This is a genomic window from Achromobacter sp. UBA5777 (genome assembly GCF_002418565.1).
Lineage (GTDB): Bacteria > Pseudomonadota > Gammaproteobacteria > Burkholderiales > Burkholderiaceae_B > Achromobacter > Achromobacter animicus.
The window spans coordinates 1-11,764 of the sequence record NZ_DIEJ01000012.1 but is presented as its reverse complement, the minus strand read 5'-3'; the positions used below and the strand labels follow the sequence as shown (position 1 = coordinate 11,764).

Below are 11,764 nucleotides of genomic sequence, written 5' to 3'. Positions count from 1 at the left end.
GATTCCCTCGGGCGCATCTACACGCCCCGCGCGCCCCAGACCGCCGCCACGCCAGGCTCGGGAGGTTTCAGCTTGTCGGGCGGCGGGGGGGTTTGAGTTCTTGAGGTTCTTGGCTGCGTTNNGCGGCCTGGTGGGGCTTACGCTGTGTCTTGCGTCCACGGGTCTGCGCTGCGCGCTTGCGGCGCGCTCGCGGCGCGCGTGGGGCTGATTCCGGTATCAGACACCCATCGCAAGCAGGTAGGACTGATTCCGGTGTCAGACACCCCCTACAAGCGCGCAAGACCGATTCGGTGTCAGACACCGCAATCCGCTATCACCCGCCCGCGCGTCGCGTCTCTTTCGGCAGTTCCCCAAAGCGTTCGCGGTAATACTCCGAGAACCGGCCCAGATGTCCGAATCCCACGCTCAGCGCGACTTCGGTGACGCTCGCATCCGGCTGCGCCTTCAACCGGCTCCTGGCCGCATCCAACCGAAACGCGCGTAGCGCATTCATCGGCGTCGTATTCCGGTGTTCCTGAAAAAGCCGGGTCAGCGCGGTGGCACTCGCCCCGGCGTGGCGCGCGATGGTGTTCAGCGTTAGAGGAGCCCCCAGGCGTTCGCGCATGAAGGCCTCGGCGACGCTCAGGCGGCGGGGGACCGTGTTGGGCTGGCCCGCGTGGGTTTGCCAAGTATTGGGCTGGTTGTAGAGCAGGTGCAAGACCAGCGTGTCTTCCAGGTGTTCCAGCCACGCCGCGGGCGGGCGGCGGGCGCCGTCGTCCAGGGTGGGCAGCAAGTGGATCAGACTGCCCATCATGCTGCGCCAGGCGGCGCCGATGGGCGTGTCCAGGCGCAGGGCGGGGCTGAAATCCAGTGGGCGGGCGGCGGCTTCGCCGAAGGCGCGTTGGCCCATGGCTTCCAGTTTGCCTCTTGGGATCTTTAGCAGCAGTTGTTCGCAGCCGGCTTCCCAGTGCAGCCGCAGGCGGCGGTTGGGGGCGATGACGGCGGCGCAGTCGGGGTCGGCGTTGACGCCTTCGTCGCCGCATTCGATGCGGGCGCGGCCGCGCAGCGGGACCTGCACCAGCATGAAGTCCTGGAGGCGGTCGGGTTCGATGTGGACTTCGGCGCCGTAGCGCAACGTACAGACGGTGAGGGAGCCGAAGCGGCCGCGGTTCAGTTCGGCGTCGACGCGGCCGCCTTTCCAGGTGAGGCGGTGGTCCTTGAGGGCTTCGGACACGCGGGCGCGGGTCTCATCCTGTTGCGTGGAGCTGAAGACGCGCCGTTTCAGCAAGGGCGCCAGCTCTAGTCGGGACCAGCCGTGCATGGAAGCCTCCGGGACGGGACCGATCCCGTATCTGCGGGCAGCGTAATGGAATCGCGTGCCATTGGGAATTAAGTGAATCCCGGATAAGCCTGGCGGAATTCGGATAGAGCCGGGGTGGGCGGGGGCCTAATCTTGCCGGGAGGCGCGTGCACGGTGGGCGGGCCTGTTGGAATGGGGGCGCCGCGGCGCGTAAGCTGGGCGACTTGGATCGGCGGCATGCGTGTACCGACGGCAGACGGGTTCTGTCAGCTTTCCGCCAGCGTGACTGGCGGCGAATACGGGGTGGCACATGAATCGACATGGATGGAGCCGGCGCGCGCTGGCGGCATTGGTTTGCATGGGCGCTGCGGTGGGCGCGCCAGGTGTGGCGTCGGCGGCCGACAAGGTGAAGGTGGGCCTGCTGACGACGCTGTCGGGGCCGGGCGCGGCGCTGGGCAACGAGATCCGGGACGGTTTCAATCTGGCGCTGCAGCATACGGGCGGCAAGCTGGGCGGGTTGGCGGCGGAAGTGGTGGTGGCCGATGACCAGCAGAAGGCGGATACCGGGCGTCAGGCGGTGGAACGTCTTCTTAAGCGCGATCGCGTGAACGTGATGACGGGCATCGTGTTTTCGAATGTGCTGCTGCCTGTGATGCCGGCGATTCTGCAGTCGGACACGATTTATCTCAGCACCAATACGGGCCCGGAGAATTACGCGGGCGCGGGCTGTAATCCGAATTTCTTTGCGGTGGCCTGGCAGAACGAGGACATTCCGGCGGCAATGGGCAAGTACGCGGCCGACCAGGGCTACAAGCGCGTGGCGCTGATCGCGCCGGATTACCCGGGCGGACGCGAGTCGCTGAACGGCTTCAAGCGGTTGTACAAGGGTGGCGTGGCCGAGGAGATCTATACGCAGCTTGGCCAGCTGGACTATGGCGTGGAGATCACGCAGCTGCGCGCCAGCAAGCCGGACGCGGTGTTTTTCTTTCTGCCGGGCGGGATGGGCGTGAATTTCATCAAGCAGTTCAACGGCGCGGGGCTGTCCAAGGACATCGCGCTGCTGGCGCCGGGCTTTTCCGGGGATGAAGACACGATCGCGGCGGTGGGCGCGCCGATCAAGGGCCTGCGCAATACGGCGCAATGGGCGGCCGAACTCGACAACCCGGCCAACCGCAAGTTCGTCGAGGATTTCAAGAAGACCTACAACCGCAGTCCGTCGCTGTATGCGTCGCAGGGTTATGACGCGGCGATGCTGCTGGACAGCGCGGTGCGCCAGACGGGCGGCAAGCTGGATGCCGAGGCGCTGCGTCCGGCGCTGCGGCGTGCGGACTTCAAGTCGGTGCGCGGCGATTTCAAGTTCAACCGCAATCAGTACCCGGTGCAGAACTATTACCTGCGCGTGGTCGAGGCGGATGCCAGCGGCAAGCTGTCGAACAAGCTGTCGGGCACGGTGCTGACGCAATACCAGGATCCTTTCGCCGCCGCGTGCCAGATGAAGTAGGCCGCCGCAGCTTTGCAATACAGGAGATACGCATGACTGAACGCATTACGACGCGCGAGGTGACGATCGCCTCGCACGATGGCAAGTCCTTCGGCGCCTATCTGGCGGTGCCGGCCTCGGGCCGCGGCCCGGGCCTGGTGTTGTGCCAGGAGATTTTCGGCGTCAACGATTTCATGCGGCGCAGCGCGCAGTTGCTGGCCGAGGAAGGCTATGTGGTGCTGGTGCCGGACCTGTTCTGGCGCCAGCAGCCCGGCATCCAGCTGACGGACGGCCCGGCGGACATGCCGCGTGCCTTCGAGCTGTACAAGGGCTTTGACGTGGACCTGGGCATCAAGGACATCGCGTCGACGCTGGCCGTGCTGCGCGAGCTGCCCGAGCAGGAAGGGGGCGCGGGCGTGCTGGGGTATTGCCTGGGCGGCAAGCTGGCCTATCTGGCGGCGTGCCGCACGGACGCGGATGTGGCGGTGGGATATTACGGCGTGGGCATCGAGGACAGCCTTGAGGAAGCCGGCAATCTGCGTGGCCGCCTGGTGCTGCACATTGCCGAGCAGGACGGGTTCTGTCCGCCCGAGGCGCGCAAGCGCATCCTGGAAGCGCTGGGCGGCAAGCCGGGCGTGGAGCTGTACGTGTATCCCGGTGTGGACCATGCGTTTGCACGCACGGGCGGCGATCACTACGACAAGCCGTCGGCGTTGATGGCGCACCAGCGCAGCATGGCGGCGCTGCAGCGCACGATCGGGCCGGAGTTCGATTATTCGTACCTGTGGGACAAGCACTGCGAATATGAATTCGGCACGCGCGACGTGGCAGCGACGATGGCGACGATGGTGGCCGAACCCTACGTCAACCACATCCCGACGATGACGGGCGGCGTGGGGCACAAGGAGCTGTCGCGCTTCTATCAGCATCATTTCGTGAACAGCAACCCGCCGGACACGCGGCTGGTGCCGCTGTCGCGCACGGTGGGCGCGACGCAGATCGTGGACGAACTGTTGTTCTGCTTTACCCACACAACCGAGATCGACTGGATGCTGCCGGGCGTCGCGCCGACGGGCAAGTATGTGGAGATCCCGCTGGTGGCCATCGTGAAGTTCCGCGGCGACAAGCTTTATCACGAGCACATCTATTGGGATCAGGCGAGCGTGCTGGTGCAGGTGGGCCTGCTGGATCCGGCCGGCCTGCCCACCGCTGGCCGCGAGACCGCAGCCAAGCTGCTGGACGAAACCCTGCCTTCGAACACGCTGATGGCGCGCTGGAAAGACAGCGCGAACAAGTAGGGAGTGGACATGCCTTATACCGACGAACAATTGGCGGGGCTGGTGCGCGGCGACAGCGTGCACCGGGACCTGTACACCGATCCGGCGATCTTCGACCTTGAAATGCAGCGCATCTACGGCCGCGCGTGGATCTACGTGGGCCACGAAAGCCAGGTGCCCAAGACCGGCGACTATCACACCACACGCCTGGGCGATCAGGATGTGCTGATGGTGCGCGCCGCCGACGGCCGCGTGCACGTGCTGTACAACCGCTGCCCGCACAAGGGGGCGAAGGTGGTGGCCGACGGCGAAGGCTGTGCGGGCAAGTTTTTCCGTTGTCCGTACCATGCGTGGACGTTCAAGCTGGACGGCAGCCATCTGGGCGTGCCGCTCAAGCAGGGGCTGGAAGGCACGTCGTACGATCCCACGGACCCGTCGTTCTCGATGCGGCGTCTGCCGCGCGTCGAAAGCTACCGCGGCTTCGTGTTCGCAAGCCAATCCGCTGAAGGGCAGCCGCTTGTGGATTTTCTGGGCGGCGTGCGCTCGTCCATCGACAACCTGTGCGACCGTTCGCCAGTGGGCGAGGTGGAAGTTGCCGGCGGCATCTTCCGCGTGATGCAGCGGTCGAACTGGAAGGTGTTCTACGAGAACCTGCACGACACGATGCACGCGCGCGTGACGCATGAATCGTCGTATGCGGCGGCGCGCGACGAGGCCAAGGAAATCGGCGAGATGCCGCTCGAGCTGCACATCATGGACGGCAACGGCGAGCCCTACGAATTCTGGGAAAAGCTGGAGCTGCGCGCCTACGACAACGGCCACGGCTACATGGAAGGCATCTTCAATCCGGGCGCCGCAGAACGGGACCCCGTGTCGCGCGCGCACTTCGAGTCGCTGTCCGGCGCGTACGGCGAACAGCGCGCCCGCGAGATACTGGGGATGAACCGCCACAACACGGTGATCTACGGCAGCGGATCGCCGCACACGGTGTTCCAGCAGTTTCGCGTGATCCGGCCGGTGGCGGTGGATCGCACCTTGATCGAGATCCAGACCTTTCGCTGCAAGGGCGCGCCGGAAGGCGTGTTCAAGCGCGCGATGCTGTACGCCAACGTCATCAATTCGCCGTCGTCCAACGTGATGCCGGACGACATCGAGCTCTACAACCGCTGCCAGGAAGGCAACGCGACGCGGGGCGGCGACTGGGTCAGCATGCACCGCTATCACGGCACAGACCGCGTCGAGGCCGACGGCATGGTGTCCGTGAACGGCACCAGCGAATTGCCCATGCGCAATCAATTCCGCGCGTGGAAGGCTTACATGGAGGCGGGCGCCGGGACCGGCGCAGACGCCACGGCCAAGGGAGACGGCGCATGCTGCTAGATCTGGATTTTGACGTCGGCACCGCGAATCTTGCGCCGGCCGACGTACCCGCCGACGCCTACCATCGCATCGCGCAGTTCCTGTACCGCGAGGCGCGGTTGCTGGACGAACGGCGCTATGACGAGTGGCAGGCGCTGTGGACCGAGGACGGCATGTACTGGATGCCGCGCAAGCACGGCCAGGATAGTCCGTACGACTTCATCTCGATCTTCTGGGAAGACCGCATGCTGCGCGACGTGCGCATCCGGCGCCTGGAGCATCCGCGCAACTGGTCGCAGCAGCCGCCGACGCGCAGTGTGCGGCTGGTCGGCGGCGTGCAGGTCGAGGGTGTGGATGCGGCCGGCAATCTGGTTGTGCACTCGGTCTTTCAGATGACCGAATGGCGCAAGCGCCAGCCGCGCCAGCTTGCGGGCCGATATACGCACAAGCTGGCCGCCGAGGGCGATGGCTGGCGCATCCGGATGAAGCGCGTGGACCTCGTGAACTGCGACGATGCGCACGACGCGTTCGAGGTGTTTGTGTGATGAACGCGGACGTGGCGGTGCTGGCGCTGCACTATCAGAACGATGTGCTGCATCCGGATGGCAAGATCCGCGTCGGGCTGGATGCCGACAGCGGGGCGCGCCAGCGCCTGCTGGACAACGCCGCGGCATTGCTCGACGGCGCGCGGTCGCACGCGCTGCCCATCGTGCACGTGCGCATTGCGTTTCGTCCTGACTACGCGGACCTGCTGCCCAATTGCGAGATCTTCCGCAACGTGGCCACGATCGGGGCGGTGCCGGAAGGGCAGTGGGGCAGTGCGTTCTACGACGGCCTGCATCCGCTGGCGGGCAGCGCGCGCGAGTTCGTCGTCAAGCACACGCGCATCAGCGCGTTCTACGGCACGCCGCTGGAGGAAACCCTGCGGCTGCTGGGCGCGCGTCGGCTGGTGGTGGCGGGCGTGGCGACGCATTCGGTGGTTGAGGGCACGGTGCGCCATGCCGCGGATATCGGCTTCTCGGTGATGGTGGCTGAAGATGCCTGCGCGTCAGCCGATCCGGCGGTGCACGAGGCCTCGCTGGCCAGCATGCGGCTGATCGCGCAGACGGGCTCGGTGCGTGACGCGGTGCGCTGGGCCGCCGCGCCCAACTGACAAGGAATACACATGGATTTCTCAGGCTTTTCCGGCCTGGCGGGCAACACCGCCATCGTCACCGGCAGTACGCAAGGCCTGGGCGCGGATATCGCGCGCGGCCTGGCTGCGGCGGGCGCCAACGTCGTGCTGGTCGGCCGCAACGCCGCGGCGGGCGAGGCGCTGGCCAAGGCGTTGGGCGACCGCGCGCTGTTCTGCGAAACCGATATCGGGGAGGACGCCCAGATCCAGGCCTGCATCGACGCCGCGCTGGCGCGCTTTGGCCGGCTGGATTTCCTGGTCAACAACGCCTGCCAGTACGCGGACCGCGGGCTGGCATCGTCGCGGGAAGAATGGCATCGGACGCTGGACACGAACCTCGTGTCGGCGGCGATCTTCACGCAGCTGGCGGCTGCGCATCTGCCCCGCGGCGGCGTGGTCGTGAATCTGGGCAGCACGGGCGGCAAGTTTGGCGCGGCCGGACGCGCGCTGTATCCAGCATCCAAGGCGGCGTTGCTGCAGATCACGAAGAATTTCGCGGTGGAGTTGGCGCCAGCCGGTGTGCGTGTGCTGGCCGTGTCGCCGGCGTGGACGTGGTCGCCGTCAGTGGAACAGCTGTCGGGCGGATCGCGCCAGGCAGCCGATGCGGTGGGCGCGCATTTCCATCCGCTGGGCCGCGTGGGTTCCGGCGAGGAGATCGCGGCTGCTGTGTGCTTTGCGTGCTCCGACGCGGCATCGTGGATGACGGGCGTCGACATTCCCGTGGACGGCGGCTTCTCGATCCTGGGCCCGGACCGCGGCATTTCACCGCGCGTGTGGTTCAAGGAATTGATGCCGGACGACGGCGCCTGAGAGGATCGCCTGAGCGGGTGTCAGTCGCCCGACTTAGTCCTAAGCCGGTCGGAGGGGAAAGCCGCAGGGGGGCAGCCCCCCGATTGGGTCCTACGTCGGTTCCGCACGAGGGCTGCGCGGCTGCCAACGCCCTCGCGCGCCCATCAGCGAATCACGATTTCGCCTTCTTCCAGGCCAGCCTTGCCGCCCACCTGGTCTTCCAGGAACTCCTGCATCTTGTTGCCCAGCTGAATCTTGGTGCCGCTACAGAACCGCCGCGTGGCGGCGATGGTGGCGTTCTGCTGGGGCAGCAGGTCGCGGGCCAGTTGCGCTTCCTCGGTTTCCAGCCCGGCCAGGTCGCCGATGAGCCTGGTGTGCGTGTTGCGCGCGCGTTCGACCACGTCGCCCGTGGCCCGTTGCGGGTTCGCCTGCAGGAACATCAGCAGTTGTTCCAGCTTGGCCTTTTCCTCGTTCATCTTCAAGCGCTTGCGCGTGAGCGCCGAGCGTTTGATGTCGGCGTGCGGGTCCAGGCCTGCCTGCACCAGCGTCGGGATGCCCGCGGGCGAGCCGATGGTGCCGGCGCGCACCGCGAGCAGGGCGCGGGTCTCGCCGCCCGTGATGGCGCTTTGTTGCGTGTTGGGCGGGCCGACGTTCACGCTGCCGCCGGCGGCGATGCTGCACTGGCGGATTTCACGTTCGACGTCGATGTCCTGGCCCGCGCTGATGACCGCGTTCTCGATGAACTTGGCCCGCAGCGTACCGCCGCAGACGATGTGCGCGGTGCGCGGCGTTCCCGAGGCGTCGTGCACGGTTTCAGCCATGCCGATGATGCCGCCTTTGACGGTGACGCTGCCCCCGGCCTCAACCAGCGCGGCTTCGATGGTGCCGTTGACGACCACGTCACCGGTCACGCGCACTTCCATGGTGGCGGCGATGTCGCCGCGCACCTGCAGGGAACCTTCGAAGTTGATGTTGCCGGTGGACAGGTTGACCGCGTCCACCTCCACCATGGGGTTGACCTGCACGCCGTGGGTGATGAGCGTCGGCGTGCCGGAAATGGCCGCGCGCAGCAGCAGCGGATCTTCCGGATCGATCTCGACGCCGGACAATTCCTTGGAGAACGGGGTGTCCGGCAGCTCGTCCGGCAGCACGGCCTCGCCCAACACGTTGGTGCCGTCCACGCCGGGCAACGGCGGAAAGCGGCGCATGAGCGGCGTGCCGGGCGACACGAGCAGCAGGCTGCCCAGATCGCGGTAATCCACCTGGGCCAATTCGTCGATGTCCTCGGCTCGGGGCTTCAGGCGGTCGAGCAGGCTTTCAAAGCGGGTGGGCGTGCCGCGCGTGGGCGGCGTGCCCTGCGCGGCCAGGATGGTTTCGGCGCGTCCCAACGCCACGGCCTCGGCCAGCGCGCCGTCCAGCACGCCATGCACGATGCCCTGATCCGCCAGGGCCTGGCGCACCGCTTCCAGCGTGATGGGCTTGCCGCCCTTGGGCGGGTGCAGCGTCAGCGTTGCCGCCATGAGGGTGGCGTTCAGCTCGATGTCGAAGCTGCCGTCCACGACCTTGCCGACGGGGCTCTGGACGGGCTCGGTGGCCGTGCGGCACAGGTCGATGAAGGCGACGATGGCGTGATTGTCGAGCGCATCGGGGCCCCAGCCTTGCGCGGCCGCGGCGGCGACCAGCACGTCCCACGTCGGAAGGTCGGTGTTGACCGGCGGGGCGTCGGCTTCGTCGGCAACTGCAACGTCGGCATCCTCGTCGGCGGTCTGGGCATCGGCCTGTGAGGCGGACGGTGAACCGGCCGGTGCATCGGCAGGGGCGCCGTTTTCCGCGTTCGCTGTGCCGGGTGCAGCGTCCGCGACGGCGGATTCGGGACGAGGTGGCGGCGTATACACCGCCGTCAGGACGTTGGTGTCGGCATCCAGTATCAACTGGAGCAAGTTTTCTGCGCCCATTTCACCCTCTCTCCGATTCCGGCACGAGCGGCCGGTTCAATCATTTGGTAATTGAACGAAATATTACGTCATATTCTTTGCCGGGACGATCTTTACCGGCGGTAACAGGCAAATTTTATCGGCCGCATGGCCTAGTAGCGTCCCCGATTTTCCCTGGGAAACGCGCGCGCCAGCGCGATCTAGATCATCGGCAGGAAAGACAGGACCGGGAAGGTGCAAGCAGCATAAGGGCTCGCCAACGCGTCTCAGGACGCCGCCGGAGCCCCGTCCCATGTCCCAACCACCTTCCTCCATTCTTTCGGCCACGCGCGCCATCCTGGCGCGCGCCGGCGGGATGGCGGCGCTGGCGACGGGTGCTCTGGCGCTGGCGGCCGCCGCGCCCGTGCAGGCCGCCGACACGTACCGCTACAAGGACCCGTTCGGCGTCTGGCGCACGATGAAGGTGCCAACCGGCACCGGTAAATACTACAAGCGCGCGCAGGCAAGAACCGCGCTCCGCGGGGGCGCCGAGAAATTGTGCCTGACCTGTGAGCCGGAAGCCGGCGACGGCGCTCGCCGCGTGACACGCGCGCCCGCCGAACCGGCGTTGCGCTGGAGCGCCGTCAAACCCACGACCAAGCACGACAACCTGATCGCCCGCGCTGCGTTGGATTCGGGAGTCGACCAGGCGTTGCTGACGGCCGTCATCGCCATCGAATCGGGCTTTCGCAGCGATGCCCGCTCGCCCAAGGGTGCGCTGGGCCTGATGCAATTGATGCCGGCTACGGCCGCGCCGTTGCTGTCGGTGGATGACGTGGAGCGCGCGCTGGTGGATCCGGCGACCAATGTGCAGGCCGGATCGCGCCACCTGCGCCGGCTGATTGACCGGTATCCGGGCCGCCTGGATCTCGCGCTGGCCGCGTACAACGCGGGCGAGGGGGCGGTGCGCAAGTACGACGCAGTGCCGCCGTACGCCGAAACCCAGGCCTATGTGAAGAATGTGACGGCGCTGTACGAGCAGTACAAGGCGCCGTGACGCAAGCGGGCGCGAAGCCCGCTCGGACAACCGCTTAAAGCCCTGCGAAGACCTTGTCCGCGATATCCAGCGTGGCCTGGATGACGGTGTCGTCGTGCGTGGCCGACACGAAGCCCGCTTCGAAGGCGGACGGCGCGAAGTGCACGCCGTTGTCCAGCATGGCATGGAAGAAGCGGTTGAATGCCGCCGTGTCGCAGGCCGAGACCTGCGCGAACGAGGCCGGGATGCTGTCGCTGAAGTAGATGCCGAACATGCCGCCCACCGAGTCCGCCGAAAACGGCAGGCCGGCCTTGCGCGCGCGTTCCTGCAAGCCTTGCGCCAGCTTGGCGGTCTGCGCCGACAGATTCTCGTAGAAACCGGGCGCGCCGATCAGTCGCAGCGTGGCCAGACCCGCTGCCACGGCCACCGGATTGCCGGACAGCGTGCCGGCCTGGTAGACGCCGCCGAGCGGGGCGATGTGCTTCATGACTTCGGCACTGCCGCCGAAGGCGCCCACCGGCATGCCGCCGCCGATCACCTTGGCCAGCGTGGTGATGTCGGGCTTGACGCCCGTCAGGCCCTGCACGCCTTGCGGTCCGACGCGAAAGCCCGTCATGACTTCGTCGAAAATCAGCAGCGCGCCGTGCTGCGTGCAGACCTCGCGCAGGCCTTCCAGGAAGCCGGGGGCGGGCTTGATGAGGTTCATGTTGCCGGCGACCGGCTCCACGATGATGCAGGCGATATCGGCGCCGTGCTGCGCAAAGGCTTCGCGCACGGCATCCAGGTTGTTGTATTCCAGGGTCAGCGTGTGCGAGACGAACTCAGGCGGCACGCCGGCCGAGCTGGGATTGCCGAAGGTCAGCAGCCCCGACCCTGCCTTGACCAGCAGGCTATCCGAATGGCCGTGATAGCAGCCTTCGAACTTGACGATCTTGGCACGGCCGGTGGCGCCACGTGCCAGACGGATCGCCGTCATGGTGGCTTCGGTGCCCGAGCTGACCAGCCGCACCTGTTCCAGCGACGGCAGGCGCGAGATCAGCACTTCGGCCAGTTCGATTTCCGCTTCGGTCGGCGCGCCGAACGACAGGCCGTTGACGGCCGCTTCCTGCACCGCGCGCACGACTTCGGGGTGCGAGTGGCCCAGAATGGCCGGGCCCCACGAACCGACGTAGTCGATGTACTGCTTGTCTTCCGCATCCCACACGTACGGGCCTTGCGCGCGCTTGATAAAGCGCGGCGTGCCGCCCACAGAGCGGAAAGCGCGAACGGGCGAGTTGACGCCGCCGGGAATGCTGCGGCAGGCGCGGTCGAAGAGCTGAGCGTTACTGGACATGGCGATCAAGGCTTACGGTTGGAGTTGGCGGAATAGGGCGCGGAGCAGGCCACGGCGGCGGCCCGGACGCTGGGCGCCTCGAACAGCGCCGTGATGACGGCGATGGCGTCGGCGCCGGCCTGGG

General features: G+C 66.9%; 10 protein-coding genes and 1 pseudogene. 7 read left to right on the top strand and 4 right to left on the bottom strand.

What is annotated here, in order from left to right; translation table 11 throughout:
* Positions 1-313: 313 nt before the first annotated feature.
* The gene (locus B3446_RS00590; RefSeq protein ID WP_291376587.1) at positions 314-1,300 is read right to left on the bottom strand and encodes an AraC family transcriptional regulator; all 987 of its coding nucleotides are present in this window, start codon (positions 1,298-1,300) and stop codon (positions 314-316) included.
* A 289-nt stretch (positions 1,301-1,589) separates the two neighbouring features.
* Between B3446_RS00590 and B3446_RS00585 the strand changes: the two genes are divergently transcribed.
* Genes B3446_RS00585 through B3446_RS00560 form a run of 6 tightly spaced genes read left to right on the top strand, consistent with a single transcriptional unit; the run spans position 1,590 to position 7,379 of the window.
* Positions 1,590-2,780 (top strand): ABC transporter substrate-binding protein, encoded by a 1,191-nt coding sequence (locus B3446_RS00585; RefSeq protein WP_175186013.1) that lies wholly within the window; start codon positions 1,590-1,592, stop codon positions 2,778-2,780.
* 32 nt (positions 2,781-2,812) lie between these two features.
* The gene (locus B3446_RS00580; RefSeq protein WP_175186012.1) at positions 2,813-4,057 is read left to right on the top strand and encodes a dienelactone hydrolase family protein; all 1,245 of its coding nucleotides are present in this window, start codon (positions 2,813-2,815) and stop codon (positions 4,055-4,057) included.
* Positions 4,058-4,066: 9 nt separating this feature from the next.
* Positions 4,067-5,416 carry an aromatic ring-hydroxylating dioxygenase subunit alpha gene (locus tag B3446_RS00575; RefSeq protein WP_191578237.1) on the top strand — a complete coding sequence of 450 codons (1,350 nt, stop codon included), beginning with the start codon at positions 4,067-4,069 and terminating at the stop codon, positions 5,414-5,416.
* Positions 5,407-5,940: an aromatic-ring-hydroxylating dioxygenase subunit beta gene (locus B3446_RS00570; RefSeq protein ID WP_191578236.1), complete on the top strand. Its 534-nt coding sequence runs from the start codon at positions 5,407-5,409 to the stop codon at positions 5,938-5,940. The genes B3446_RS00575 and B3446_RS00570 overlap by 10 nt, the downstream gene beginning before the upstream one ends.
* Positions 5,940-6,548, top strand: a complete 609-nt coding sequence (locus B3446_RS00565) for a cysteine hydrolase family protein (protein ID WP_191578235.1) — start codon at positions 5,940-5,942, stop codon at positions 6,546-6,548. Before B3446_RS00570 ends, B3446_RS00565 begins: the two co-directional genes overlap by 1 nt.
* Before the next feature lie 12 nt (positions 6,549-6,560).
* Complete coding sequence (locus tag B3446_RS00560; protein WP_291376583.1) at positions 6,561-7,379, top strand: SDR family oxidoreductase; 819 nt, start codon at positions 6,561-6,563, stop codon at positions 7,377-7,379.
* Between the two features lie 143 nt (positions 7,380-7,522).
* Here B3446_RS00560 and B3446_RS00555 read toward each other — a convergent pair whose 3' ends face one another.
* On the bottom strand, positions 7,523-9,313 hold the full coding sequence (locus tag B3446_RS00555) for a FapA family protein (protein ID WP_191578233.1): 1,791 nt from the start codon (positions 9,311-9,313) through the stop codon (positions 7,523-7,525).
* Between the two features lie 271 nt (positions 9,314-9,584).
* On the opposite strand from B3446_RS00555, the gene B3446_RS00550 reads away from it, so the two are divergent.
* On the top strand, positions 9,585-10,328 hold the full coding sequence (locus B3446_RS00550; RefSeq protein WP_291376580.1) for a lytic transglycosylase domain-containing protein: 744 nt from the start codon (positions 9,585-9,587) through the stop codon (positions 10,326-10,328).
* 34 nt (positions 10,329-10,362) lie between these two features.
* On the opposite strand, the gene hemL is transcribed toward B3446_RS00550, so the two are convergent.
* Together hemL and B3446_RS00540 are read right to left on the bottom strand one after the other, a co-directional pair.
* The gene (gene hemL / locus B3446_RS00545) at positions 10,363-11,640 is read right to left on the bottom strand and encodes a glutamate-1-semialdehyde 2,1-aminomutase (RefSeq protein WP_191578232.1); all 1,278 of its coding nucleotides are present in this window, start codon (positions 11,638-11,640) and stop codon (positions 10,363-10,365) included.
* 5 nt (positions 11,641-11,645) lie between these two features.
* Positions 11,646-11,764: pseudogene (locus tag B3446_RS00540) on the bottom strand (thiamine phosphate synthase); the annotation flags it as partial.